The 25,644-nt window shown below is 62.6% G+C and carries 20 protein-coding genes and 1 pseudogene; 10 read left to right on the forward strand and 11 right to left on the reverse strand.

The window, feature by feature from the left end; translation table 11 throughout:
- Positions 1–110 precede the first annotated feature (110 nt).
- On the forward strand, positions 111–881 hold the full coding sequence (locus VB672_RS11640) for a 2-keto-4-pentenoate hydratase (protein ID WP_329784351.1): 771 nt from the start codon (positions 111–113) through the stop codon (positions 879–881).
- 444 nt (positions 882–1,325) lie between these two features.
- On the forward strand, positions 1,326–2,705 hold the full coding sequence (locus tag VB672_RS11645; RefSeq protein WP_329784352.1) for a phosphatase PAP2 family protein: 1,380 nt from the start codon (positions 1,326–1,328) through the stop codon (positions 2,703–2,705).
- A 280-nt stretch (positions 2,706–2,985) separates the two neighbouring features.
- Here the strand turns inward: VB672_RS11645 and VB672_RS11650 are convergent, their stop codons facing one another.
- The 5 genes from VB672_RS11650 to VB672_RS11670 form a co-directional block, all read right to left on the reverse strand.
- Positions 2,986–4,119, reverse strand: a complete 1,134-nt coding sequence (locus VB672_RS11650; protein ID WP_442931998.1) for a spore photoproduct lyase family protein — start codon at positions 4,117–4,119, stop codon at positions 2,986–2,988.
- Positions 4,120–4,478: 359 nt separating this feature from the next.
- Positions 4,479–5,537, reverse strand: a complete 1,059-nt coding sequence (locus VB672_RS11655; RefSeq protein WP_329784385.1) for a sulfate/molybdate ABC transporter ATP-binding protein — start codon at positions 5,535–5,537, stop codon at positions 4,479–4,481.
- On the reverse strand, positions 5,530–6,411 hold the full coding sequence (gene cysW, locus VB672_RS11660; protein ID WP_329784354.1) for a sulfate ABC transporter permease subunit CysW: 882 nt from the start codon (positions 6,409–6,411) through the stop codon (positions 5,530–5,532). Before cysW ends, VB672_RS11655 begins: the two co-directional genes overlap by 8 nt.
- A complete protein-coding gene (cysT, locus tag VB672_RS11665) occupies positions 6,404–7,252 on the reverse strand; it encodes a sulfate ABC transporter permease subunit CysT (protein WP_329784355.1) in 849 nt (282 codons plus the stop codon). The genes cysW and cysT overlap by 8 nt, the downstream gene beginning before the upstream one ends.
- 3 nt (positions 7,253–7,255) lie before the next feature.
- Entirely contained in the window at positions 7,256–8,248 is a 993-nt protein-coding gene (locus VB672_RS11670) for a sulfate ABC transporter substrate-binding protein (protein ID WP_329784386.1), read from the reverse strand.
- Between the two features lie 704 nt (positions 8,249–8,952).
- Between VB672_RS11670 and VB672_RS11675 the strand changes: the two genes are divergently transcribed.
- Both VB672_RS11675 and VB672_RS11680 read left to right on the forward strand, forming a co-directional pair.
- Positions 8,953–9,618 carry a peroxiredoxin gene (locus VB672_RS11675; RefSeq protein ID WP_329784356.1) on the forward strand — a complete coding sequence of 222 codons (666 nt, stop codon included), beginning with the start codon at positions 8,953–8,955 and terminating at the stop codon, positions 9,616–9,618.
- Between the two features lie 10 nt (positions 9,619–9,628).
- Positions 9,629–10,492 carry a sulfurtransferase gene (locus VB672_RS11680; protein WP_329784357.1) on the forward strand — a complete coding sequence of 288 codons (864 nt, stop codon included), beginning with the start codon at positions 9,629–9,631 and terminating at the stop codon, positions 10,490–10,492.
- A 4-nt stretch (positions 10,493–10,496) separates the two neighbouring features.
- Here VB672_RS11680 and VB672_RS11685 read toward each other — a convergent pair whose 3' ends face one another.
- The 4 genes from VB672_RS11685 to VB672_RS11700 all read right to left on the reverse strand — a co-directional run bounded on the left by VB672_RS11685 (position 10,497) and on the right by VB672_RS11700 (position 15,131).
- Positions 10,497–11,693: an O-succinylhomoserine sulfhydrylase gene (locus tag VB672_RS11685; protein ID WP_329784358.1), complete on the reverse strand. Its 1,197-nt coding sequence runs from the start codon at positions 11,691–11,693 to the stop codon at positions 10,497–10,499.
- A gap of 87 nt (positions 11,694–11,780) precedes the next feature.
- Entirely contained in the window at positions 11,781–13,397 is a 1,617-nt protein-coding gene (gene cysN / locus VB672_RS11690) for a sulfate adenylyltransferase subunit CysN (RefSeq protein ID WP_329784359.1), read from the reverse strand.
- Positions 13,397–14,314 carry a sulfate adenylyltransferase subunit CysD gene (gene cysD, locus VB672_RS11695; RefSeq protein WP_329784360.1) on the reverse strand — a complete coding sequence of 306 codons (918 nt, stop codon included), beginning with the start codon at positions 14,312–14,314 and terminating at the stop codon, positions 13,397–13,399. The genes cysN and cysD overlap by 1 nt, the downstream gene beginning before the upstream one ends.
- Before the next feature lie 52 nt (positions 14,315–14,366).
- Positions 14,367–15,131 (reverse strand): phosphoadenylyl-sulfate reductase, encoded by a 765-nt coding sequence (locus tag VB672_RS11700; RefSeq protein WP_329784361.1) that lies wholly within the window; start codon positions 15,129–15,131, stop codon positions 14,367–14,369.
- 184 nt (positions 15,132–15,315) lie between these two features.
- On the opposite strand from VB672_RS11700, the gene VB672_RS11705 reads away from it, so the two are divergent.
- The 4 genes and pseudogenes from VB672_RS11705 to cysG all read left to right on the forward strand — a co-directional run bounded on the left by VB672_RS11705 (position 15,316) and on the right by cysG (position 20,928).
- Positions 15,316–15,777: an Lrp/AsnC family transcriptional regulator gene (locus tag VB672_RS11705; protein WP_329784362.1), complete on the forward strand. Its 462-nt coding sequence runs from the start codon at positions 15,316–15,318 to the stop codon at positions 15,775–15,777.
- 175 nt (positions 15,778–15,952) lie between these two features.
- Positions 15,953–17,704, forward strand: coding sequence for a diflavin oxidoreductase (locus VB672_RS11710; RefSeq protein ID WP_329784363.1), 1,752 nt, complete (start codon positions 15,953–15,955; stop codon positions 17,702–17,704).
- A 21-nt stretch (positions 17,705–17,725) separates the two neighbouring features.
- Positions 17,726–19,435 (forward strand): annotated as a pseudogene (locus VB672_RS11715) (NADPH-dependent assimilatory sulfite reductase hemoprotein subunit); the annotation flags it as partial.
- The gene (gene cysG / locus VB672_RS11720; protein ID WP_329784364.1) at positions 19,432–20,928 is read left to right on the forward strand and encodes a siroheme synthase CysG; all 1,497 of its coding nucleotides are present in this window, start codon (positions 19,432–19,434) and stop codon (positions 20,926–20,928) included. The pseudogene VB672_RS11715 and the gene cysG, both read left to right, overlap by 4 nt.
- Before the next feature lie 399 nt (positions 20,929–21,327).
- Here the strand turns inward: cysG and VB672_RS11725 are convergent, their stop codons facing one another.
- Entirely contained in the window at positions 21,328–22,326 is a 999-nt protein-coding gene (locus VB672_RS11725) for an AraC family transcriptional regulator (protein ID WP_329784387.1), read from the reverse strand.
- An 84-nt stretch (positions 22,327–22,410) separates the two neighbouring features.
- On the opposite strand from VB672_RS11725, the gene VB672_RS11730 reads away from it, so the two are divergent.
- Positions 22,411–23,613: an MFS transporter gene (locus tag VB672_RS11730; RefSeq protein ID WP_329784365.1), complete on the forward strand. Its 1,203-nt coding sequence runs from the start codon at positions 22,411–22,413 to the stop codon at positions 23,611–23,613.
- A 54-nt stretch (positions 23,614–23,667) separates the two neighbouring features.
- Here VB672_RS11730 and VB672_RS11735 read toward each other — a convergent pair whose 3' ends face one another.
- Entirely contained in the window at positions 23,668–24,588 is a 921-nt protein-coding gene (locus VB672_RS11735) for a DMT family transporter (RefSeq protein WP_329784366.1), read from the reverse strand.
- 89 nt (positions 24,589–24,677) lie between these two features.
- On the opposite strand from VB672_RS11735, the gene VB672_RS11740 reads away from it, so the two are divergent.
- A complete protein-coding gene (locus tag VB672_RS11740; protein ID WP_329784367.1) occupies positions 24,678–25,598 on the forward strand; it encodes a LysR substrate-binding domain-containing protein in 921 nt (306 codons plus the stop codon).
- Positions 25,599–25,644 lie beyond the last annotated feature (46 nt).

Consider the following 25,644-nt stretch of genomic DNA (forward strand, 5'->3'; position numbering starts at 1 on the left):
CATGAACCAAGGACCTGCAGTCCTTCCGACGTCGATCGTGAATGGTTCAGATCGAATGGGCTGCGGGACCTTGCTTGTCCGCATCGAGAGCAGCGAGGAGAATCAAGGAATTGGGCGAGCCAAGGAGCACGATCGCGGAACGGCTGGTTGCCGAACACCGCAACGGCGTGAACTTTCACACGTTCGATGACATCGGCACCCTGATGGACGCTTACCGCGTGCAGGACGCGTATGTGGCGGCCATCATCGACGGCGACGCCTGTGCGGGCTACAAGATCGGCTTGACCTCCAAGCGCATGCAACAGATGTGCGGCATCGATCAGCCTATCTGCGGGACGATTTTCAACAGAAGAGTCTTCAGGAGCGGCGTTCGCCTGTCGATGGCCGATTACGGGCACCTCGGCCTTGAATTCGAGATCTGCGTCCGTTTGGGCCAAGACCTGGATGCCCGTGGCGAACCGTTCACGCCCGAGCAGGCAGGCGCGGCCATCGATGCGGTTGCGGCGGCGGTCGAACTCGTCGACGACCGTCAGGCCGATTACAGAGTTCTCGACATCAACACTCTGGTTGCTGACAATTCCTGGAATGCCGGCGTCGTCCTCGGAGACTTCGCGCCTCCTCCTGCGCGTCTCGATCTGCTCGAGGGGATCGCCTACCAGGATGGCGTTGAAATCGCGCGGGGCCGCGGCTCCGATGCTCTTGGGCATCCGTTCGTGCCGCTCGCGTGGCTGGCGAACCATCTCGCTGCCAAGGGCCGCCGGCTGCGCAAGGGCGACATCGTCATGACAGGCAGCATCGTCACGACCCGGTTTCCGACCTCGCCCTTCACTTACCGGTTCGACGTGAGCGGGCTGGGGAGCGTTGAAGTCAGCGGCAGCTAGATGCCGAAATACTGAGGACCCTCTCGTCCTTGGCCCTGAGCAGGCATTAGCAAAGGCTGGAGACCAGAACCCGGCGTCCCAACTCCGTACAAGATCTCAGCCTAACGACACAAGCCTGTGCAATTTGCCTTGAGGGTCGCTCTGCACAGGTTCAGCGAGCTTGCCCAAGAGCGAGTTCGCTTCCGGTCGATAAGCAACGAACAGCCGATGCAATGAGGTCCGCGGACCGCCCCATCAGCGGAACCCAAGCGCTTGGTCCGAGTGGTGTCATGAACGGACCTCCCAGCACACCGGAAGAGGTAAGGAACGGTTCGTCCAGGGTTCTTCCGAACCCTGGTCTGCGGGTGTATGATTGGAATTATACGATACCTACCGAACTGGGAAAGGACGCGGTCACCACAGTGGGTTCTGCTCTTGGGCTGGGCCATCTTCAGGAGACTCAACATGCTCCATTCCCTTCGCAGTGCGTGCATGGCCCTGCTTCTGTTCGGGAGCTGCGCTTTCGCTCCACCCTCGGCTGCCCAAACTGATGGGATCGAGCCCAATGCCGGAGCTTGGAAAACGTGGGTGATCCCCTCCGGAAAGGACTTCCGGGTTCCAGCACCTCCCGATTCTACTGCTACTGCGGTCGAGCTTGAACAGCTCCGCGAGCTTGTTCGCAGGAACGATCAGCAATCGTATGCGCGAATTGCGTTCTGGGACGCGGGTGCGTCCGGCTACCAATGGATCGAGCTGATCAACAAGCGCCTCTTCACCGGCCAGCCGCTTCCACCTGGGTCGCACCGCATCTACACCTACATGACCATGGCCATCCACGACGCCACCATCGCCACGTGGGAGTCGAAGTACCACTACAAGCGGCCACGGCCACGGGAGGTGGATGCCGGCATCGTAACCGTCCTGCCGACGCCCAACAGTCCCTCTTATCCCTCCGAGCATGCCGCCGCCGCAGGTGCTGCCGCGACAGTACTGGCGTATTTCCTTCCCAATGAAGCGGCATCGCTCCAAGCCATGGCTGAGGAGCAGGCGCTATCCCGGGTCAAAGCCGGCGTGCAGTTCCCCAGCGGCGCCGCTGCCGGTCTCGCGCTCGGTCGGCGCGTTGCGGAGCGCGTGATCGAGGCTGCAAAGGCTGACGGATCCGATGCGAAGTGGACCGGCACGGTTCCAACCGGGCCATGCTTGTGGACCGGAAACAATCCAGGCAACGTGACCCTGCCCAACTGGAAGCCGATCCTGTTGACCTCCGCCGGGGAATTCAGGCCACCTCCTCCGCCCGATTGCCGTTCGGAGGCTGTGAAGGCGCAAACGGAAGCGATCCGCAAATACGACCGGACCTTCGTGTCAAATTCCAAAGCCTATTTCTGGCAAAGCCCCGCCGGCCTGATGACCGGCTGGTACGACTATGCCAGCAAGTGGCTGTTCGAGGACAAGACCGATCAAAATCCGCCCCGTGCGGCTCGCGCCTATGCGCTGCTTGCGACCGTGTATTACGACGCATTTCTCGCGAGCAACGATGGGAAGTACGCCTACTGGTACCTGCGACCGCACCAGCTCGACCCGGACATCCCACTGCTGTTTGCAGTGCCGAACTTCCCGAGCTACCCGTCCAACCACTCGGTGCTCTCGACGGCGCGCAGCGAGATCCTGGCCTATCTGTTCCCCACACGCGCGGACTTCATCCGCATGCTCGGCAAGGAGGCTGGCGACTCGCGCGTCTGGGCTGGCCTCCATTATGAGATCGACAATCAGGCCGGCGTTCAGCTCGGCAAGGCGGTTGCCGGGAGGTTCATCGCCCGGGCGAAGGAGGATGGAGCTGATTACTAGGCTTGGTTCGGGTGAGCCAATGGCGCTCGGAGGCGGATACGGGTCGTGTCCAGCGGAGACGAATACACTTCCTCGTTCGGCGGGCACCGATAGCAGTCGTCCACATTCTGGCTGCCGAACCTACGAACACGCCTCTTAGGGATGTCTGTTGGGGATCAAACACAGTAGTATATGTGGCCTGACGGAGCTCCGCTCACTGCGTAAATGGGGACGTTTGCTTTACTCAGATCAGCGCCGAGAGCTGCCGTTCCGACTAGTAATCCTCAGCGGCTCCAGGACCCTACGTCCAGTAGAGCACCTGTGCGTCGGGGAGTCGGATGGGCAGCTCGGCCATGAAAAAGTCGCGCATCTGCCTCATCACCTCTGGTTCATAGACATACTTGAGAGAGCCGTACTTCGTGCGCTTCTGCGCCCGTGTGGCCTCGTCCATGTCGAGGCTCGAACCCGGATACCAGCCCGTCAAGACCTCTTTTGATCCGGCCGTGAAGCGGTGCGTGATCAACTCGACGGTGAGGTCTGCCCCGGGCCTTTCACCGAGGGTCGCGGCAGCAAGGTCGAGCAGCGTCTGATACTCCTCCCGCCACCCTCCCATCGGCATGATAGGTGCGATCGTGAGGCCAATGCGGTAGCCTGCCTCCGCCATCCGGCGCGCCGCCTGCAAACGGGTCCGGAGGCCTGCCGTCCCGCCTTCAAAGCACACAAGCGACGGGGCGTTGACCGACACACGCATGCGTGTGCGCCTCTTGTGGTCGAGATTGAGAAGCGGCTCCACGGCATCGAACTTGGAGGTGAAGCGCAGTTGAACGGCAGCATCGAGCTGCGCGAAGTAGCGGATGGTCTCTGCGAGAGAGCCGGTCAGGTGCTCGATGCCGAGCGGGTCGGTGTAACAGGACGCCTCGAACGTGGTGCCCTCATGTCGGCGCTTGGCAGACCGGGAGGTGATCGCTCCACGATCCAGATGACGCTCCGCCGCACTCAGGATCTCCGGCAGATTGGCATAGACACGCGTGACCGGCGGACCAGTGAGGCTACCGGCCAGGTAGCAGTATTGACAATGAGCCGGGCAGCCCTCCGCCAGATCAAGGCGCCAATCCGCGCTCGGCGGAATGGGCTGTAAGTGCAGCTTGGCAGGTGGAGCGACGACGATCGCGAGCGTGTTCTTGGCATCCACATAGGTGCGCCGCGGGTCCTCACCCGCAAGTCTCACGAGACGATTGGCTTTCAGACGCACGATCTCGCAACCGAGAGCTTCGGCACGGGCGAGCATGGCGTGGCCATGTTCCCACTCGAGAGCGGAAGGTGTGACGAAGACGCGCTTGGGCCGCCAGAGTTTGGGCCGAGGCAAGTTGATCGTCGGCCTAGCGTCTTTGTTGGCTGAGCCGTTGGATAGGAATCCGGCTGGGAGCGTTTGCATCGGGATGATGTGAGCAGCCGAAGGCGCAGATCCAAAGTGGCAGAGCGCCGCGGATACCCAAGCTGCGCTGGAAGGCGGTCGAGCAGATCAAGGATGTCTATCGGCGGCCGCCTCTACGCAGGCTGAGCGTGCATCGTGCCACGATGGCCCCGTTGACGCTGTTTGGACGATCAAAGATCGGCTTAGGGCCGAGCCAGGAAATGCTGGAGACCAAGTGAAGACCCGCTCACGCCGCAAAAGCGGGACTTCGGACAAGGTCTGCCTCGCGGCCTTTCCTGACTATTCGCAGAAGGCGTAGAGGCATGACATCCGATCCCCTTCTAGGGATGCATTGTTTAAGATGCCCCATGATCGGAGCTTCACGAGCTTGGGAAAAACACGCCGTCCAGGATTTCAAGGCCGATCTCCTCGCCTGGGCGCAGGCTCGTCACTAGAGGAACCTCGACCTCCAGCTTCGTTCCATCGACATGAGAGACCTCGATCCGCCGCATGGATCCGAGACGCCGGATTCCGCTGATGGAGCCTGTGACGTGCCCTTGGCCGAGGGCCACCGGCTTCAGGTGCCAGGGACGGCAGTAGAGACTGGCCTGCCCGATGGTGGCTCTCGGCGCGGCCACAGGCACGGATCTTCCGTGAACCAGCACACGCCCGTCGCGGATGTCCGCGGGAAAGCGAGCCGCCTGACCGAGAAACGCCATGACGAAAGGCGTCGCAGGGTGATCCTGCACCTCGTCGGGCGTTCCAACCTGTTCCAAGTGTCCTTGATTGAGGACCGCCACCCGATCTGCCAGTTCCAGCGCCTCGTCCTGGTCGTGCGTGACGAAGACCGTCGTCTTCCCGGTGCGCTCGTGAATGTCGCGCAGCCAGGCGCGCAGATCCTTGCGCACCTTGGCATCGAGGGCACCGAAGGGCTCGTCGAGCAACAGGACGCGGGGTTCCACCGCCAGCGCCCGAGCCAGGGCGACCCGCTGACGTTGGCCGCCGGAGAGCTGCGCCGGGAAACGGCTCTCATAGCCGGAGAGCTGGACGAGATCGAGCAGCTCCGACGTACGGCGCCGGATCTCGGCCTTGGACGGCCGGCTCGCGCGCTCGCGTACCTGCAGCCCATAGGCGATGTTGCCCGCGACGCTCATGTGCCTGAACAGGGCGTAATGCTGGAAGACGAAGCCAACCTGACGCTTCTGCACGGGCAGAGTGGTGGCATCTAGGCCGCCGAAGAACACCTGCCCGCGGTCGGCTTCCACCAATCCCGCGATAATGCGCAGGAGCGTTGTCTTTCCGGACCCGGATGGTCCGAGCAGTGCCAAGAGTTCTCCCGGCCTCACGTCCAAATCGACGTCGTCGAGCGCGGCCGCGCCTGCGAACACCTTCGTCACTCCGGCGACGCGGATGTCGACGGCTTGGCGCTGCTCAGCGATGCGCGCCACCGGCGAGATCGGCTCCGTGACGCCACTCGAGGAAGGACTTGAGCGCCAATGTGAGGAGGGCAAGGCAAGCGAGGAGCGAGGCGACGGCAAAGGCCGCAACGAAGTTGTACTCATTGTAGAGAATCTCCACATGAAGCGGGATGGTGTTGGTCAGGCCGCGGATATGCCCTGAGACGACGGAGACCGCGCCGAACTCACCCATGGCGCGGGCATTGCACAGCAGAACACCGTAAAGCAGCCCCCATTTGATGTTAGGCAGGGTCACGGTGGCAAAGGTGCGCCACCCGCTGGCGCCCAGCGTCAGCGCGGCCTCTTCTTCCGCAATGCCCTGCTCCTGCATGAGAGGGATGAGCTGCCGCGCCACGAACGGAAACGTCACGAAGACGGTGGCAAGCACGATGCCCGGCAGCGCGAAGGCGATCTTGATGCCATGCGCCATGAGCCAAGGCCCCCATAATCCCTGGGCGCCGAAGAGGAGCAGGTAGATGAGGCCCGACACGACCGGCGAGACGGAGAACGGCAGATCGATCAGCGTAATCAAAAGGCTCTTGCCCTTGAACTCGAACTTGGCGATTGCCCATGACGCCGCAAGGCCGAAGACGACATTCAACGGAACGGAGATGGCCGCCACGTTAAGCGTGAGCCTGATCGCCGCCCATGCATCCGCCTCCTGAAGCGCCGCAAGATAGCCTTCCCATCCGCGCCGGAACGCCTCTACGAACACGACGGCGAGCGGCAGGATCAGGAACAGGACCAGGAAGACGAGCGCGACGGCAATGGTCAGCCGCCGCACCCAGTCCCGCTCCGTCGCGACAGGCGCCGCCGACCGAGCTGATGGAAGGAGAGCGGCACTCATATCAGACATGGCCGAACCTCTTCCGACTCCAGGCTTGAATCAGGTTGATCGCAAGAAGGGCCGAAAAGGAGATCGCCAGCATGATCGTCGCGATCACCGTCGCACCGGTATAGTCGTATTCGGAGAGCTTGATCACGATCAGCAGCGGAGCGATCTCCGAGACATAAGGTAGGTTGCCCGCGATGAAGATCACGGAGCCGTACTCCCCGACGGCGCGGGCGAAGGCCAAGGCGAAGCCCGTCAGCACGCCTGGGAGAAGCGGCGGGAGAAGAACGCTCCACACGGTTCGCCATCGCGATGCCCCGAGAGTTGCCGAAGCCTCCTCCAGCTCGCGCTCGATTTCGGCAATCAGGGGTTGGACTGTGCGGACGGCGAAGGGCAGTCCGATAAAGACCAGGGCGATGAAAATGCCGGCCGGGGTGTACGCCACCTTGAGGCCGAGAGGATCGAGGAAGGCGCCCACCCACCCGTTGGGCGCATAGAGCGCGGCCAGCGCAATGCCTGCGACCGCCGTCGGAAGGGCGAACGGCAGATCGACGATGGCATCGACGATCCTTCGGCCTGGAAAGTCGTACCGGGTGAGGACCCAGGCGACCAGGAGCCCAAACAGGGATGCGACGCCTGCCGCGACGAGCGAGATGCTGAAACTCGTCCAGAGCGCAGCGGCGACCCGCGGCTCAAGGGCGACCGCAATGATACCGGCGAAGCCTATGCCCGAAGCCTTGGCCACGAGCGCCCCGAGCGGCAGAAGCACCAGAAGCCCGAGATAGAGCAGAGTGTAGCCGAGCGTGACGCCAAAGCCCGGCAGCACGCTCGCTTGTTTGAGTGGCAGAAAGGAAGCAGAGCGCATGGATCAACGCTTGCTGATCTGATCGAAGAGCCCGCCCGAGTCGAAGTTGTTCTTCTGGATGTCGTCCCAGCTGCCCTGCAGGGATTCGATCGTGAACAGCTTCAGGTTCGGCAGGACCGCGAGATCCTCCGGCTTGGCTGCCTCGGCCTTGCTCGGCCGGTAATGATGCTTCGCGAAGATCGCCTGCGCCTTATCGGAATAGAGGAACTTGAGATAAGCTTCAGCGACTTTGCGCGTGCCTTTGGCGTCCACGTTCCCGTCGACGAGCGCGACCGGAGGCTCTGCCAGGATTGACAGGCTCGGCACCACGATCTCGAACTTGTCGCGGCCGAACTCATCGAGAACGAGGAAGGCTTCGTTCTCCCAGGCCGGCAGCACATCTCCCAGACCGCGTTGGGCGAAGGTGACGGTCGATCCGCGCGCACCTGTGTCGAGCACGGGCACGTTCTTGTAGAGCGCGCTCACGAAGTCCTTGGCCTTGTCGGCATTCCCATCCCTGGAGTGGGAGTAGCCCCAGGCGGCCAGGAAATTCCACCGCCCGCCCGCAGAGGTCTTCGGGTTCGGGGTGATGACCTGAATCCCCGGCTTCACGAGATCGTCCCAATCCTTGATGCCCTTCGGATTGCCCTTACGGACCAGAAAGACCACGGTCGACGTGTAGGGCAGCGAATTGTTGGGCAGTCTACTGCGCCAATCCGCCGGGATCTTCTTGGTGGCTTTTGCAATCGCATCGATGTCGGACGGGATGCCAAGCGTCACGACATCGGCATCGATACCATCGATCACGGTTCGGGCCTGAGCCCCCGATCCGCCATGGGAGGCGCGAACATTGACGGTCTCGCCGGTCCGGGCCTTCCACTCATCGGCGAAGGCCTGATTGACCTCGCGGTAGAGTTCGCGCGTCGGATCGTAGGATACGTTCAGCAACTGCGTCTGCGCCGCTGCGGCGCCGGACAGGATCAACAGGCTTGCAACGCTCAGCCCGATCAAGCCGATGGCCGATAGGACTGTCCGGAACGAGGAATGCAGGTATTCTTCGGCGACATTCAGGGATCTGCCTTGCACGTAACCCTCCTGGGTCTGACCTCAGCGGGCACGAGCCGTGAAGCATCGAGCGCGGAACCCGCTGGAATGGAGCAAAGAACTATCCGTTAAAAAGAACGAATGTCAAATTCACTCGAGTGTCAGATTCGCTTCGTTTAAGGGATTTCTGCCCACTTCTAATTCAGTCCAGTCATTCGGGAGAAGTGTATTTCAATAGGTCGCTTCAGCAGAGAAATATCTGTTCTGCTTGAGCCGATTTGAGCAGAAGTTCATTCTTATTTGTTCCCGCGCCATGGAAGGCATCTAAGTTGTGCTTCTATGGGTCTCTCAATGCACCTCCAAGAATGTTTTTCTATGGAAAGAGCGTTCAAGAGGCAAAAATTATCCCGAATCTTTGTTCTTTAAAAAGAACATTTTGTTGACTCTGTCCCTCTGCCGCTCGAAACTCGTGACGCTACTCGGATTTCCCACGTCGGGCGATCCGCGATGTCCTGTCTGCAGCGGGGTCGCTTCGATCCTCATGTCGAGCCGCACGAGGGTTTGTAAGATGCTTCTTATGAATGCGAGCGACCTGACAGGATGGACGACCGGGAATGCACCCAGTTTCGTTGATCGAGAAATCAGCCAACAGACGCACCTCACAGAAAGACCCCCCTATGACACTTCAAATCGGCCAGACCGCCCCAGATTTCGAAACGGCAACGACCGAGGGTCCTATTCGTTTTCATGAATGGATCGGCGATTCCTGGGCGGTGCTGTTTTCGCATCCGAAGAACTTCACCCCTGTCTGCACGACGGAACTCGGCGAGGTGGCGCGGCTCAAGCCCGAATTCGACCGCCGCGGCGTGAAGGTCATCGGCTTTTCCGTCGATCCCGTCGAAAAGCATGAGGCTTGGGCGCGCGACATCGAGGAAACGCAAGGATCAGCCGTGAATTATCCCATCATCGGCGATCCCGATCTGAAGATTTCGAAGCTCTATGGCATGCTCCCGGCCCATGCCGGAGAAACGTCGGAGGGCCGCACGGCCGCCGACAATCAGACGGTCCGCAACGTCTTCATCATCGGCCCGGACAAGAAGATCAAGCTCGTCCTCGTCTATCCCATGACCACCGGTCGCAACTTCGACGAGGTGCTGCGCGTGATCGATTCCCTCCAGCTCACGGCGCAGCACCGGGTTGCGACGCCGGCGAACTGGAAGCAGGGCGAGGACGTCATCATCGCAGGCTCGGTTTCGGACGAGGAGGCCAAGAATCTTTATCCGGGCGGTTGGAAGGCGCCGAAGCCTTACCTGCGCATCGTGCCTCAGCCGAGAGCGAGTTGAGCCGCCGACCATGACCGTTGTTCCACCGCTCGTCTCCGTCGATTGGCTTGCAGACCGTCTCGGCGATGCTTCGCTCCTGATCGTGGACATCCGTTCGACGGAGAGCAGCGGCCGGACATCCTTCGAGGCGAAACACATCCTTGGCTCCGTTCACAGCGACTATGCAGCCGATGGATGGCGGATCGCCGAGGGAGGAGCGGGCGGCCTTCTGCCGGATGCGGCGCGGTTGTCCACTCTCCTGAGCCGCATCGGCCTCACGCCGCAACACCATGCCATTATCGTATCGGCCGGAGACACCCCGTCCGATTTCAGCGCCGCCGCCCGGGTTTATTGGACCTTGAAGGTCTCAGGCCATGTGCGGGTCTCGATCCTCGACGGCGGCTACAAGGCTTGGTATGAAAGCGGCAATCCGGAAGAGACGGGGCCGCCTTTGCCAAGAGCAAGCGAGCCCTACCCCGTCCAGTTTATCGCAAGCTTGAGAGCCGAGGTCGCTCGTGTCGAAACCGCCATTGCACGAACAAACGCGACGCTGCTCGATGGACGCTCGCCGGCGCAGTTCGATGGACGTGAGAAGAGCCCGCAGGTTGCTCGCGCCGGGCATCTGCCGGGTGCCATCCACCTGGATCACGGCATGGCCTTTCAACCGGGCACAGGACGTCTGTGGCCTCCCGCCGAACTGGAGCAGCTTTTCGAGCAGGTTCCGCCTGGGCCGGTGATCAGCTACTGCAACACAGGCCATCTTGCTTCCACGAACTGGTTCGTCCTCTCGGAAGTGCTTCGACGTCCCGACGTCACGCTGTACGACGGCTCGATGTCGGAATGGACGCAGGATCCTGACAGGCCCGTCACTACAGACTTGGAAAGCGGCACCTGAGCATTCAAACCCGCTCGAGAGCCTGCAGCAAATCCTCGACCAGGTCGTCCGTGTGCTCGAGGCCGATCGAGAGTCTGACCAGTCCCTCCGAGACCCCCATCTCCCTCCGCTCGTCCAGCGTAAAGCGCTGATGTGTCGTGGTTGCCGGATGAGTGATCAGGCTCTTGGCATCGCCGAGATTGTTGGAGATCCGGATCAGTTCGAGGGCGTTGAGGAAACGATAGGCCCCTGCCTTGCCGCCGTCGATCTCGAGCGCGATCAAGGTCGAGCCTCCCGACATCTGCCGGGCGATGATGTCGGCCTGCGGATGATCGGGGCGGCCCGGATAGATCAGACGGCGGATCTTGGAATGGCCTGCCAATTCGTCGGCGACGAGGGCCGCCGTCCGGGTCTGGCGCTCGACGCGCAGAGGCAGCGTCTCCAGGCTCTTCAGAAGCACCCATGCGTTGAACGGGGACATGGAAGGACCCGTTTGCCGCAGCAGCGTATGGATATGGGTCTGGATGAACTCCTCGGACGCGAGGATGACCCCGCCAAGACAGCGTCCCTGGCCGTCGATGTGCTTGGTGGCCGAATACACGACGCAGTCGGCTCCGAGCTGCAGCGGCTTCTGAAACACCGGCGTCGAGAACACGTTATCGACCACTAGCTTCGCCCCTGCATGACGGGCAATTCCCGCAACGGCCTCGATGTCGATGACCTCGAGCGTAGGATTGGCCGGGCTTTCAAGGAAGAAGACCTTCGTCTCCGGCCGCACGGCTTTGCGCCAAGCGTCGAGATCCGTTCCGTCCACCAGAGTGGATGCCACGCCGAACCGCGGCAGAAGCTCGGCGACCACGTAACGGCAGGAACCGAAGAGGGCACGGGCGGCAACGATGTGGTCACCTGCCTGCAGCAGGCCCATTAGAGCAGCCGTCACGGCAGCCATGCCGGTTGCCGTCGCGCGAGCGGATTCGGCTCCTTCGAAGGACGCCATACGCTGCTCGAACATCGTGACGGTCGGGTTCGAAAAGCGGGCATAGAGAAAGCCCGGGCTCTCCCCGGTGAAACGGGCCTCGCATTCTTCGGCACTGGCATAGACGTGGCCCTGAGTGAGGAACAGCGCCTCCGAGGTCTCACCGAAATCAGACCGTAACGTGCCCTCATGGACAAGTCGGGTATCCGCATGCAGGGGCCGGTCTCGACGGGAGCGCTCGCTCATTGGTCTTCCTTCAACCTGCCCCTGACTCTCAGGGCGGCTTGACAAATATCTGCTCTGACGATTGGTTCTCCGGGCGGGAGCCAGCGCCTAGTTGGCGCTCGAACTCTGGGGCCCACCACCATGCTGCCCGGTTGCAACGGACAGGCCGTATCGGATGCGCGCCCATAAACGCTCATGGCCGTAATAGAGCACGAGCTTGGTCACCACCTCGGTCGCGCCGATTGCCGCGGCCAAGCGAATATCCTGGGTCAGGACGACCGCGACGCCAACCGTCGCGACAGATCCGATGACCCGCCATGACATCGCCTTGACGGCACTCCGCCGCTTCTGCTCGCCGGTCCACTTGATCCAAGCCCATGGGGCATTGTTCCGAATGACCCGGGGGCTGACAGTCTGCTCGACCACAGCGCCGTCCACGAGCCCGATCGCAACCGTATCGAAACTCTCCCGGTCGATGAGGATGAAGCCGCCCGTGCGGCGGCTCTCCGTATAGCGATCGAAGGCGACGGGCTGGTCCAGGGCAAGAACCACATGGCCGACGTCGTTCGCCCCGAGCGAAGACACAGGGACAGATTCCAGCAATCCAAGGTCGATCCTATGATGCACGCGCACGACCCTGGCCGGCACGGCTGCGGCACCGAGCTTCAGGAGGAACTGGTCCCCTTCCTTCAGATGCTCCGTCGCCATCCAGAACAGGCGGGCTTCGATCCTGTCGGAGACTTGAACCTGTCTCTCCACCGATGCGATGACGTCTCCCCGGGAGATGTCGACCTCGTCGGACAGGGTGAGCGTGACGGATTGCCCGGCAACGGCCTCGTTCAGTTCTCTATCCATCGTCACGATCTGCGCAACGGATGTCTCCAGTCCCGAGGGCAGGATCCGCACCCTTTCTCCGGACCGGACACGGCCGCTGGTGACGAAGCCGGCGAACCCGCGGAAGTCCGCGTTAGGCCGATTGACCCACTGGACCGGCATGCGGAACGGCTCGGTATCCGCCTTCTGCTCGACCTCGACGATTTCGAGATACGAGAGCAGCGTCGGCCCATCATACCAAGCTGCCTGTGACGACGGCTCGACGACGTTGTCGCCGTGCAGAGCTGCCAAGGGAATGGCGGTGATTTGATCAAATCCCAGATTGGTCGCAAAGGCCCTGAACTCCGCTGCAATCTGGTCGAACTGCTCCTCGGACCATTCCACGAGGTCCATCTTGTTGATCGCCAGAGCCACGTGACGGATCCCGAGCATGGACACAAGAAGCGCGTGGCGGCGGGTCTGGCGCGTGAGGCCCTTGCGAGCATCGATGAGGAGGATGGCGACATCGGCCGTCGATGCGCCTGTTGCCATATTGCGAGTGTACTGCTCGTGTCCAGGGGTGTCGGCGACGATGAAGGTCCGCCGGTCGGTCGAGAAGAAGCGATAGGCGACGTCGATGGTGATGCCCTGCTCGCGCTCGCTTGCAAGTCCATCCACCAGAAGGGCGAAATCGATGCTCCCGCCCTGCGTCCCATGCTTGCGCGAGTCCCGCTCGAGTGCTGCGAGCTGATCGTCGAACAGGCGCTTGGACTCAAACAGCAGGCGGCCGATCAGCGTGGACTTGCCGTCGTCGACGGAGCCGCAGGTGATGAACCGCAGCAGGCTCTTGCGCTCATGGGCTGCAAGATAATCCTCCAGATCGAAACTCTCAGGTTCGGAATGAACCAACATCAGAAATAACCCTCTTGCTTCTTGCGTTCCATGGACGCCGCCGTGTCCTTGTCGATGGCGCGTCCATGGCGTTCAGACGTCCGCGCCTCGAGCGTTTCGCGGATGATGTCAGGGAGAGTGGCTGCCGTGCTTTCCACCGCGCCGGTCAGGGGATAGCAGCCGAGCGTTCGAAACCGGATCGCCCGTCTTTGCGGCTGCTCGCCGGGATGAAGCGGCAATCTCTCGTCGTCGACGAGGATGAGCATGCCGTCCCGCTCCACCACCGGGCGTTCTGCGGCAAAATAGAGCGGAACGATGGGGATGTTCTCCCGATGGATGTAGAGCCATATATCGAGCTCGGTCCAGTTGGAGAGCGGAAAGACCCGCAGGCTCTCGCCGCGGCGCTTGCGTCCGTTATAGAGCTGCCAGGGCTCGGGCCGCTGGCGCTTGGGATCCCAGCGATGATGAGCGTTGCGCAGCGAGAACACCCGCTCCTTAGCGCGCGACTTCTCCTCGTCGCGGCGGGCGCCGCCAAAAGCGGCATCGAAGCCGTAGCGCTCCAAAGCCTGCTTGAGCGCCTGGGTCTTCATGACATCGGTATGCACTTCCGATCCGTGGCTGATCGGGCCGATATTGCGAGCAAGTCCATCCGGATTCGTGTGCACCAAAAGGTCGAGCCCGAGTTCGCGCGCCCGGCGATCCCGGAAGGCGATCATCTCGCGAAACTTCCAGGTGGTGTCCACATGAAGAAGTGGAAAGGGCGGCTTTGCCGGATAGAAGGCCTTGAGGGCCAGGTGCAGCAGGACCGAGGAGTCCTTGCCGATGGAATACAGCATGACCGGGTTGTCGCTTTCGGCGACCGCCTCGCGCATGATGTAGATGCTCTCCGCCTCCAGTCGGTCGAGATGGGTCAGGCCGGATCGGAGTTCCTTATCCAAGGACAAGGAATTGTGAGGAGCGGGCCGTCTTTCATCGCGCACGCTTTCTGCTTCACGCCCGCCGATCATGGGAATGCTCCTGAATTCTATGAGTGGGTACGAGGTGCAGGCCGCATTCCTTCTTGGCCTCCTGCTCCCACCACCAGCGTCCCGCACGCTCGGACTCGCCCAGCCGGACTGCTCTGGTGCAGGGTGCGCAGCCGATGGAGGGATATCCCTGGTCGTGCAGCGGGTTATAGGGAACCGCGTTGTCGGCAACATAGCGAACGAGATCCTGCCGGCTCCAATCGGCGAGAGGATTGATCTTGATCAGGCCATAAGCCTCGTCCCGCGAGGCCAGCGGCACGGCGGCGCGGAAAGCCGATTGTTCGGCGCGAAGGCCCGTGATCCATCCTGCAGCCCCGGCAAGCGCACGCCCCAGGGGCTCCACCTTGCGAACATCGCAGCAGGCCTTCCGCGCGTCGACGGACTGACGGAACCCGTTGATGCCTTGGCGGGCCACCAAAGCTTCCAGATCGGAGCGGTCTGGACCGACCGCGTTGATCCGGCGTCCGTAACGTTCCTCCGTCTGCGCCCAAAGATCGTAGGTCTCGGGAAACAGCCGGCCGGTATCCAGGGTCACGAGTTCGATGTGAAGGTCCAGGCCCGTCCGGAAGATCGCATGGGTGATTGCCTGGTCTTCAAGACCGAAACTTGTTGTGAAGACCAGTCGGCCGCCGACCGAGCGCGAGGCGAGAGCGAGCCTGTCCGCTAGGCTTGCGTCCGTCATGGCGCGGGCCAAATCGTCGGCCCCTGAGCCTCGTGAGCCCAAATCCATCGTGAAGACCTCCAAAACGCAAAATCGAACTTGTTCTTAATAAAGAACGATGTCAAGGTCAGGTCGTTCTGAACCGAACCACCGGCCGTTCAGCCGGATGACTAAGACGTCGCAAGAAGAGAATATTCTTCCCTGAGGGGTCAGAGCCACGGGACCAATATTCGCCAGAGGACGGGATGCAGAGATGGACCGCATCGACCGAAAAATTTTAGATCTTCTTCAGCAGGATGGCACACTTTCTGTCGCAGAGATCGGCCAGAGGGTCGGCTTGTCCCAAACCCCATGCTGGAAACGCATTCAGCGCCTCGAAACACAGGGAGTGATCCAGCGGCGGGTAGCCCTGCTGGACCCTGAAAAGCTCGGACTCGGCCTGACAGTCTTCGTGTGCATCGAAGCCGGCGATCATACGCAGGAGTCCCTCGAGCGCTTCGCAAACGTCATTTCGACCATGAGCGAAGTGGTCGAGTTCCATCGCATGGCAGGAGACGTGGACTACCTGCTCCGGGTCGTCGTCTCGGACGTCAAGGCTTATGACCTGTTCTACAAGCGTTTGATTGGCATAGTTCCTTTGAAGAACGTCAGTTCCCGCTTCAGCGTCGAGCGCGTGAAGTCCACCACGGCCCTGCCGATCGAGATCGCGGTCTAGGACTGGAATGCAGCTAAATTCATGCTCGGGCTGCACGCCCCATCCCGACGCTCAGATCCCATAAGAATCCTTTTCTCCGTCAGCGATGACCGGAGAAAGATTTTTCTACCGGCTGAAGTTCTTTAAAAAGAACGTTTCATTGACTTGCTCTAAGATACCGCGCGAAACTCAAGCCATGTCAGCATTTGCCCTCCTGCCCCAAACAGCGCCCTTTGGAGACGACGCCAGGCTCAGCCTCGACCGCGTCCTGAGTGCGGCCTCCCCCGTCCAGCGCGCGTGGCTTGCCGGCTTCCTTGCCGGAATCGATGCCGGTCAGGCGCCCCTTCCCCGGGTGGATGCCCCGACCCGCGCGGCCGAGCCGCTCACGATCCTTTTTGCCAGCGAATCGGGTAATGCGGAGCGGCTGGCCCAGGACGTGGCGAAGCTCGCCCGGAAGGGCGGCTTCAAGCCGAAGGTCGTCGACTTCGCGGATCTCGATATCGCCGACCTGCCGAAGCATGAACGGCTGATAGTGATTGCCGCCACCTGGGGCGAAGGCGAGCCGCCAGCGCGGGCCGCCCGGGCCTATGCGGACCTCATGGGAGAATCGGCGCCCCGCCTCGAACGCACGACATTCGCCGTGCTGGCCTTGGGCGACACCGCCTATGCGGAATTCTGCGGCGTCGGCAAAGCCATCGATGCACGGCTCGCCGAGCTCGGGGCGGTACGCACGGTCGACAGGATCGATTGCGATCTCGATTTCGAAGCCCCCGCAGCGGCCTGGATCAAGAGCACGCTCGATGCTTTCGCTCCGATTCAGGAGAGTTCGGACAATGTAGTGTCGATCGATTTCGGCTCCCACGCCAGCACCGAGATCAACCGCGATCCGGTGGCCGCCGAAATCATCGAACACGTCAACCTGAACTCCTCGCGTTCCGACAAGGAGACGGTCCATCTGGTACTCGGCTTCGATGGCGCCGTCCCTGCCTACGAACCCGGCGACTCGCTCGAACTGTTTCCTGAAAACGCTCCCATCCTCGTGGATGCCGTTCTTGCGGCAACAGGACTTCATGCCGACGATACCCTGCGCAGGGTGCTGACCCGTGAACGGGACATCACGACCCTTTCCGTCAAGACACTCGAAATCTTTGCCGCCGAGACAGAGCATGCTGAGGTGCGCAGGCTTCTGGACGAGGGACAGGCCCGTTCCTGGATCGAAGGACGCCAGCTGATCGATCTCGTCGAAGCCTTTCCCGCAGCGCTGACCGGCCAGCAGCTCACGGCTCTTACTCGCCCTCTCCCGCCGCGCGCCTATTCCATCGCCTCATCACGTAAGGAAGTCGGCAACGAAGCGCATCTTCTGATCGCAGCCGTCCGTTATGATGCGCACGGCCGCAGGCGCGGCGGTGTCGCCTCGACCTTCGTGGCCGACCGGCTCAAGACGGGCGCAGCGACCCGCGTTCGCCTGAAGCCGAACAAGCACTTCCGATTGCCCGATCCCTCGACCGACATCATCATGATCGGCCCGGGAACCGGCATTGCTCCCTTCCGCGCCTTCGTGCAGGAACGGCGCGCCATCGGAGCCGACGGCCGATCCTGGCTGTTCTTCGGCGACAGGCGCTACACGCACGACTTCCTCTATCAGCTGGAATGGCAGGATGCCCTGAAGGATGGATCGCTGACCCGGCTCGATCTCGCCTTCTCGCGCGACACGCCGCAGAAGGTCTACGTGCAGCATCGTATCTGGGAGCAGCGCCACGCCCTCGTCGACTGGCTGGACAACGGAGCGCAGCTCTATGTCTGCGGCGATGCCAAGGCCATGGCGAAGGATGTCCGCGCAGCGCTCGTGGCCACCTATGCGGACGTGAAAGCCCTTTCTGCCGAGGCTGCCGAACTCGCCGTCGTCGAGCTTGAACGCGGCCGCCGCTATCACCAAGACGTTTATTGAGAAGCACAAACGATGTCCAAGGAACTCTCGCGCAACGAGCGCATCAAAGAAGCGAGCGGCTATCTGCGCGGCACGCTCGCGGAAGGCCTCACCGACATCGTGACCGGTGCCATCACCGAGGACGACCAGCAACTGGTCAAGTTCCACGGCATGTATCTGCAGGATGATCGGGATCTGCGGGCCGAGCGCACGAAGAAGAAGCTCGAGAAGGCTTATTCGTTCATGATCCGCCTGCGCATTCCCGGCGGCGTCTGCACGCCTACCCAGTGGCTCCAGCTCGACCGAATCGCCCAGGACTATGCCAATGGAACGCTGCGCCTGACGACCCGGCAAACCTTCCAGTTCCATGGGGTGATCAAGGCGAACCTCAAGGCGACGATGAAGGCTATCGACACGGCGCTTCTCGACACCCTGGCCGCCTGCGGCGACGTCAACCGCAATGTGCTGGCCTCGACCAACCCGCATCAATCCCGCGCCCACAAGGCAGCCCTCGATCTCGCCCGGTCGATTTCCGAGCATCTCTTGCCGCAGACGGCGGCCTATCGGGAGATCTGGCTCGACGGGGAGAAGGTCGTCGGCGGAGAGGACGTGGTCGAACCCGTCTACGGCCGGACCTATCTGCCGCGGAAATTCAAGACGGTGGTAGCCGTCCCGCCATCGAACGAGGTCGACATCTTCGCGCAGGATCTCGGATTCATCGCGATCCTCGACGATGCAGGAGAGGTCAAAGGCTGGAACGTGACGGTCGGCGGCGGCATGGGCATGACCCATGGCGAGGAGGATACCTATCCGCGCACTGCCGACGTGATGGGCTTCTGCCGGCCGGAGGATGCGCTGGCGGTCGCCGAGGCGGTGGTGACGGTGCAGCGTGATTGGGGTGACCGCACGCTCCGCAAGCACGCGCGCCTCAAATACACCATCGAGGATCGCGGTCTCGAGGCATTCCGCGCCGAGGTCGAGCGGCGCATCGGCAAAGCCCTGGGCAAGCCGCAGCCCTTCCGGTTCGACAACAACGGAGATCGATACGGATGGGTCGAGGGCGAGGACGGCCGCTCGCACCTGACGCTCTTCATCGAGAATGGGCGCCTGCGCGACATCCCTGGCGGCCCTTCCCTCATGACGGGCTTCCGCCGCATCGCGGAGGTGCATGACGGCGAATTTCGCGTCACCGCGAACCAGAACGTGATCGTGGCGAATGTGTCCCCCGAGAAACGTCCGGAGATCGAAGCGCTCGTTGAGGAATACGGCCTGACGAGCCACGCCACGGCACTGCGCCGCAATGCGATGGCATGCGTGGCCCTGCCGACCTGCGGCTTGGCGCTGGCCGAAAGCGAACGCTATCTGCCATCGCTTGTGACGGCTCTTGAGGAGCGCCTCACCCTCCGTGGTCTCGGGGAAGACGAGATCACGATCCGCATGACCGGCTGTCCTAATGGCTGCGCCCGACCCTACATCGCAGAGATCGGTCTCGTGGGCAAAGGTCCCGGACGATACAATCTCTATCTGGGCGGCGCCTTCGACGGCTCCCGTCTCTCCAAGCTCTACGCCGCCGACCTGCAGCACGACGAGATCGTCTCTGCCCTGGATCCGCTGTTCGCCGCTTATGCCCATGGCCGCAAACCCACCGAGAGGTTCGGGGATTTCGTCATCCGCTCAGGCCTTGTGGCTGCGACGAGGAATGGACGTGACTTCCACGCCAATACCGGTTCCCTTGCCGAGGCGGCGGAATGAACGCGCCTCTTCGCCCCGAGGACCGGCGCCCGGCACGCCTCAACGCCCTTCCGAAGCTGCCGGTGTTCTTTGACCTTGCAGGGCGCTCGATCCTCGTCGTGGGCGGATCCAACGGGATCGCCTGGAAAGCCGAACTTCTTGCGGCCGCCGGCGGCACTGTCAGGATCCTTGCGAAGGCCCCCTCCCCCGAACTGCTCGCGATCGTCCGGAACGACCCGGAGCGGCTCACCCTGATCGATCGGTCCTGGTGCGAGGCAGACCTGGTTGGGGTCTCCATCGCCGTCGCGGACATCGAGGATCGGCACGAGGCCGAACACTTCGCCGCCACCGCACGCCGGCACGGTGCCCTCGTCAACATCGTCGACCAGCCCGCCTTCTGCGACTTTCAGTTCGGCACCATCGTCAACAGGGCTCCGGTCATCGTATCCATATCGACCGACGGAGCAGCCCCGATCCTGGGCCAGGCCATTCGTCGGCGGATCGAGGCGGTCCTGCCCTCCTCTCTCGGCATCTGGGCGCAGGCCGCAAAGGGATTCCGGGATCGACTGGGCGAAATCGTGCCGTCGAAGCCTGGTCGGCGCCGGTTCTGGGAACGGTATGTGGATGCCGCATTCACGAACACGGCTCATGAGCCCGGTCTGAACGGCATTCTGGATCAACTCGCACAGGAGGCCGAGAAAGATGCTGCGGAGAGGCGCACGATCGGCGAGGTCGTCATTGTCGGTGCGGGCCCTGGGGATCCCGAGCTCCTGACGCTGAAGGCCATGCGCGAGCTCCAGGCGGCCGACGTGATCGTTTACGACCGCCTCGTCACGCCCGCCATTCTTGAGCTGGCTCGACGGGAGGCTCGTCGGATCCATGTCGGCAAGGAAGGCCATGGCGCGTCCTGCCGCCAGGAAGACATCAACGCGCTGATCGTCGACCTGTCACTCTCCGGCGAACGTGTCGTTCGCCTCAAGGGCGGCGATCCCGCCTTCTTCGGCCGCACAGGCGAGGAGGTGGCCGCCTGCCGGGAAGCCGGCGTTCCGGTCCGCATCGTTCCCGGGATCACGACCGCCAGTGCGGCCGCCGCCTCGCTTAATGCATCGCTGACCCATCGCGATCATGCTCAAAGGGTTCAGTTCATCACCGCTCATGACCGTCACGGAGACCTTCCTGAGAGTTTGAACCGCGCGGCATTGGCGGACCCAAACGCAACGACGGTCGTCTACATGGGGCGGCGCACGGCATCCAAGCTGGCGACGCGAATGATCGAGAGCGGCCTGCCTCCCGAGACGCCGGTCGTCGCGCTCAGCAATGTCACGAGAGCCGATCAGAAGAGCGTGCGCACCACCGTCGAGGATATAGCCCGTGGCGTATCGCTGCCTGAGGACGGACCATTGATCATCGTCGTCGGTGCATCCGTCGGCGCTCCAGGCGCAGTTGCAATTCGACCGCCCAGGGCTATCAACGCTCTCAGAGAGTGCGCTGCCCCCGCTCTCATGGATGGTTGAGAACGACGGCCGCTTCCCTTACAGGGGCGCGGCCGTTGCAGGCGCTGAAATCTGATCGAAATAAGCAATCCTGCCGGCGACTGCCGCCCCGACGGCGAGCCAGAAAAGAAATATTCCAAGAATCATCTTGCGCGGTGAGCGCGAATGTCCACGAGCCATGCGACTGACAAAACCTGCTGTCATCTCCTGTCGAATTTACAGGTCTGACCATGAGACGAACAGCATCTTCGAGGCGGCAGGCGAAATTCAGAAGAACGTTTTCTCTTCCTTCAAAATAGCATGTTGACCATGCTACGATTGCTACTTGGAGAGGCATAAAATTCTAAGGCCTGTACCACGGAACGGCACGGCATAGCCGCGCTGAAGTGATTCTATCAAAGCCGGATCGAGAGGCATCAATCACCTCGGTGCAGGACTCACATCGGCGCGCACTGCACCGGGCGGATGCCCCATCACCCGCTTGAACGCCCGGCTGAAGGCGGCGTGCGACCCGTATCCGAGACGGTGAGCTGCGGTCTCGATGGGCATGCGGTCGCGGCCGATCCATTGGGCCGCAAGCCGCATCCGCAACTCCGTCAAATAGCGCCCCGGCGTCATGCCCGTCACGGCCAAAAAGCGCTCGGCGAATACCGACCGGGAGCTGCCCATCAATGCCGCGAGCTCCGCCAAAGTCCAGTCTCTGCCGGGGTCCCGGTGGAGCGCGGCGATGACACGGCCCAGCCGCGGATCGCGCAGGGCCGCGACCCAGCCATTGGCGTCGCCGCAGCCGCATTCCACCCAAGCCCGAACGATGAAGGCGGAAACGACGTCGGCAAGCCGCGCCAGAATCCCGGCAAAGCCCGCGCGCTCGCCGCGCGCCTCGCGTTCCATCGCCTCGAGCATCGGCAGGATTTCGGGATAACGCTCCAGCAATGTTCCGACGAACATGACTTCCGGCATCAAGGCTACCAGCGGGTGCATGCTGCCCAAGTCAAACTCCATGCACCCGCTGAAGATCACCGTATCGGACGTCTCACAGGCACCGCCTTTACAGGCTTGAATCGCACTGACGCTCTGACAAAGATGAGCCGTTTCGAACGCGCCGACATCGCGGCTCGGCAGATCCGGCTGCGAAACGAGATCATGCGGTCCGCCGCGCGGCAGCAGGACGGCATCGCCCGCATTCATGGGGTGAACGGTTCCCGCCGCGCTGCGCAGGAATACGGGGCCGCGGGCTACGAAGTGGAACTGCGCCCGCCCCTCGATCATGCCGAAGCGGATGCCGAACGGGGGCGTGATCTGAATGCGGCGGTACTCGATACCGAACAGTCGCATTCCCATGAGCAATTCGCTCACGAGATCGGATGCCAAGCGGCGGCCCTGCTGCGACGAGCCGGATTCGGACTTTCGATCAAGCATTCCGGAATTTTTGGCATAGATAGTCCGAAAAGTCCAGCCCATTTTGGTGCAGTGCAACACATCTCTTCTTGAAAGGACGAGAGGATGAGCCAACCGCTACACTGGAATGGGGCAACGCAGGCGCGGGACGTTCCCGCCTGGGGTGCCGTCTTTTCAATGACTCTGGGCGTATTCGGTCTTGTGACGGCCGAGTTCCTGCCTGCCAGCCTCTTGACGCCCATGGCAGCCGATCTGCGCATCACCGAAGGAGTGGCAGGACAAGCCGTCACGGTCACCGCTGTGGTTGGGATGATCACCAGCCTCCTGATCTCCGCGGCGACAAGGCGCGTCGATCGCCGGACCGTCCTCCTGAGCTTCTCCGTGCTGCTGATCGCATCGAACCTTGTGGTGGCGTTTGCGCCGGATCTGCCGTTTCTGCTGCTGGGACGCTTTCTCCTGGGTATGGCGATCGGCGGGTTCTGGACTATGTCCGCCGCCGTCACCATGCGGCTCGTGCCGGAAGCTCTTGTTCCCAAGGCCCTGTCGATGATCTTCAGCGGCGTCTCAGCCGCGACGATCCTGGCGGCCCCCGTCGGCAGCTATCTTGGCGCCGTCATCGGCTGGCGCAGCGTCTTCCTGCTGATCGCGGCGCTGGGATTGGTGACGCTCATCGCGCAGGCCGCAACGCTACCCAGGATGGCGCCAAGCGGTTCGGCGCGCCTGCGGACGCTGTTCGACGTTCTCATGCGTCCAGGCGTCGGGCTCGGCATGGTTGCGGCGATGCTGGTCTTCACCGGCCACTTCGCCTTCTTCACCTATGTCCGCCCCTTCCTCGAGACAGTTCCCGGCGTTGGCATCAACATGATGTCCGCCATTCTCCTGGGCTTCGGGATCGCCAACTTCCTCGGTACGCTTGCGGCAGGTCCCCTGCTGGAACGCAGCCTGCGAGTCACCCTGATGACCATGCCGTTGCTGATGGGAGTGCTCGGGTTGGGGCTGATCGTGCTGGGCGATGCGGTGACGGCCGTTTCCGTCCTGATAGCACTATGGGGCATGGCCTTCGGTGCCGTTCCCGTCGCTTGGTCCACATGGCTCACGCGCACAGTGCCGGACCAGGCGGAGAGCGCAGGCGGCCTGCTGGTTGCGGCCATCCAATTCGCCATCGCGATCGGGGCAGCGATGGGCGGCCTGATCTTTGACATGAGCGGGGTGACGGGCGTGTTCGCCGCCAGCAGTGCCGTTCTCCTGCTGACCGCGCTCATGATCCTGGCTGGTATCCGGCCTCGCTCAGTCGCGGCAATGGCCTGATGCCGAAGCGAGCATCGTCGCGCCCCATGGCGCGACGATGCTTATTCCTGCGCTTCACCGTCCGGACGGAAGCGGCTTACCTTCGCGTCGCCAGTTGACCACGGCAACCCCGACCAGAGCCATCGCGCCGCCGATGGCGCCGAGCATGGTCGGCACTTCGCCGAGCCAGAGAAACCCGAGGAGGGTTGCGACCGGCGGAACGCAGTACATGAAGTTCGACGCCCGGCTTGCCGGCAGACGTGACAGGGCGATGGCCCAGGTACCATAGGCGACGAGGCTCGGCACGAGGCCGAGATAGATCACGGCCTGGATACCAGACGACGGCGCGACGGCGAATTGGCTGGCGCCGCTCGGGAGCCATGGAGCCAGAACCAGCGCGCCGAGCACCATGTTCCAGGCCGAAACCGTCAGCGGCTTGTGCCGGGCAAAGAGCGGCTTCTGAAGGACTGTGGTCACCGAGGTGCAGAGCGCTGCGCCGAGGATGAGCAGGGCCCCGGTGTCGAGACGCATCCCGTCTCCCTCGCCAAGAGCGATGAGACCGATGCCCGCGAACGACAGGCCCGTTCCGACCCAGGCACGGGCGCTGAACCGCTCGCCCAGCACGAGCATCGCGAGACCGGCCGTTATGATCGGGTTCGTGTTGATGATGAAGCTGGCCGCGCCGGCGGAAACGGTCATCTCGCCCATGTTGAGAAGAGCCGTATAAAGCGCCACGAACAGAATGCCGCCGGCCGCCAAGCGAAGGAAATCTGCCAGAGTCGGCCATGCCGGACGGGTGACGACGAGAAAGAGCGCCGCCGGGAGGGCGGCGACGGCAAACCGCAGGGCCCCGAGCTCGATCGGACCGAAAGCCTGCAGACCGGCCCGGATGGCCGGGAAGGCCGAAGCCCAGGCAAGAATGGTGACGATCACGGCGGCGGCAGTCACGCCGTCGAAGGACTTGCTCTCTGAAGGATAAGTGGCACCGATGCTCATAGGAATAGCTCGCCTCAGGACATGTGGAGGCAACAATTCTGCGATCCGAGCTGATTGACAATCGAACAATTCAGCGGTCAGCTGTGAGCATGATTCACAGCTCGTCCCCCTTGCCGCCGCTCGATGCCCTGCGCGCCTTCGAGGCGGCGGCGCGCCTCGGCAGCTTCTCGGCTGCTGCGAACGACCTTCACCTCACCCATGGCGCCATCAGCCGCCAAGTGGCCAAGCTCGAGCACTGGCTCGGAGAAAGGCTGTTCGACCGCCAGGCACGGGGCGTCGCCCTCACGCCGCAGGGGCAGCGCCTCCACCAGCGGACGAGCGAGGCTTTTGCCCTGATCGCGGACAGCTCCGATCGCTGGATCGAGCGGAAGGGCGCTGCCATCGTCCGCCTGACATCGATCCCATCGGTCAGCAGCCTCTGGCTGATGCCGCGCCTGCGAGCCTTCGAAGAGGGCGAACCCTCCCTGCGGATCGAATTCGTGGTCGAGCATCGCAACATCGATCTCGAAGCAGAGGGGATCGATCTGGCCATCCGCTGCGGTCGCGGCAGCCTGCCGGGACGGATCTCGATCCGTCTGTTCGAGGAGCATTGCTTCCCGATCGCGTCGCCTGCTCTGGCCGGTTCGTTCGGCCCTGGTACCCCTGAGCGGCTTCTGAAGTATCCGCTCGTGCATGATTCCGACGCGTCGGGATGGCGTGCCTGGTTTGCCGCGCAGGGCATGGACTACCGCCCTCGCCCGCAGGATCGCCGCTTTGAAGATTACAACCTCGTGCTCGATGCGGCCGCCCACGGACTCGGCATCGCGCTGGCCCGCCCGCCGCTGGCGGGCGATGCGCTGCGCACGGGGCGTGTCGTCGCGGTCGACCCACGAACCGCCCTTAATCCCGTATCCTATTGGCTCGACCGGCCGCAAAGCCGCCTGCGGCCATCCGCGGCGGAGCTTGCCCGGCGGATCACGAGGGAAGCCGGACTAAGCGGCCCTGCGGTTCAGGCATTCCTGAGTGCGTAATTCTGCCGAGCGCCTGCTCCCGAAATCGCTCAAGACACAGCGCATG

The organism is Microvirga sp. CF3016 (assembly GCF_036314085.1).
Classification (GTDB): Bacteria; Pseudomonadota; Alphaproteobacteria; order Rhizobiales; family Beijerinckiaceae; genus Microvirga.

What these genes read in the sequence shown, in the direction of transcription:
- VB672_RS11645 (WP_329784352.1), top strand. Translation starts at nt 1,326, where the DNA reads ATGCTCCATTCCCTTCGCAGTGCGTGCATGGCCCTGCTTCTGTTCGGG.
- VB672_RS11675 (WP_329784356.1), top strand. Translation starts at nt 8,953, where the DNA reads ATGACACTTCAAATCGGCCAGACCGCCCCAGATTTCGAAACGGCAACG.
- VB672_RS11725 (WP_329784387.1), bottom strand. Translation starts at nt 22,326, where the DNA reads ATGCTTGATCGAAAGTCCGAATCCGGCTCGTCGCAGCAGGGCCGCCGC.
- VB672_RS11730 (WP_329784365.1), top strand. Translation starts at nt 22,411, where the DNA reads ATGAGCCAACCGCTACACTGGAATGGGGCAACGCAGGCGCGGGACGTT.
- cysW (WP_329784354.1), bottom strand. Translation starts at nt 6,411, where the DNA reads ATGTCTGATATGAGTGCCGCTCTCCTTCCATCAGCTCGGTCGGCGGCG.
- cysT (WP_329784355.1), bottom strand. Translation starts at nt 7,252, where the DNA reads ATGCGCTCTGCTTCCTTTCTGCCACTCAAACAAGCGAGCGTGCTGCCG.
- VB672_RS11680 (WP_329784357.1), top strand. Translation starts at nt 9,629, where the DNA reads ATGACCGTTGTTCCACCGCTCGTCTCCGTCGATTGGCTTGCAGACCGT.
- VB672_RS11740 (WP_329784367.1), top strand. Translation starts at nt 24,678, where the DNA reads ATGATTCACAGCTCGTCCCCCTTGCCGCCGCTCGATGCCCTGCGCGCC.
- cysG (WP_329784364.1), top strand. Translation starts at nt 19,432, where the DNA reads ATGAACGCGCCTCTTCGCCCCGAGGACCGGCGCCCGGCACGCCTCAAC.
- cysN (WP_329784359.1), bottom strand. Translation starts at nt 13,397, where the DNA reads ATGTTGGTTCATTCCGAACCTGAGAGTTTCGATCTGGAGGATTATCTT.
- VB672_RS11710 (WP_329784363.1), top strand. Translation starts at nt 15,953, where the DNA reads ATGTCAGCATTTGCCCTCCTGCCCCAAACAGCGCCCTTTGGAGACGAC.
- VB672_RS11700 (WP_329784361.1), bottom strand. Translation starts at nt 15,131, where the DNA reads ATGGATTTGGGCTCACGAGGCTCAGGGGCCGACGATTTGGCCCGCGCC.
- VB672_RS11735 (WP_329784366.1), bottom strand. Translation starts at nt 24,588, where the DNA reads ATGAGCATCGGTGCCACTTATCCTTCAGAGAGCAAGTCCTTCGACGGC.
- VB672_RS11705 (WP_329784362.1), top strand. Translation starts at nt 15,316, where the DNA reads ATGGACCGCATCGACCGAAAAATTTTAGATCTTCTTCAGCAGGATGGC.
- VB672_RS11650 (WP_442931998.1), bottom strand. Translation starts at nt 4,119, where the DNA reads ATGCAAACGCTCCCAGCCGGATTCCTATCCAACGGCTCAGCCAACAAA.
- VB672_RS11685 (WP_329784358.1), bottom strand. Translation starts at nt 11,693, where the DNA reads ATGAGCGAGCGCTCCCGTCGAGACCGGCCCCTGCATGCGGATACCCGA.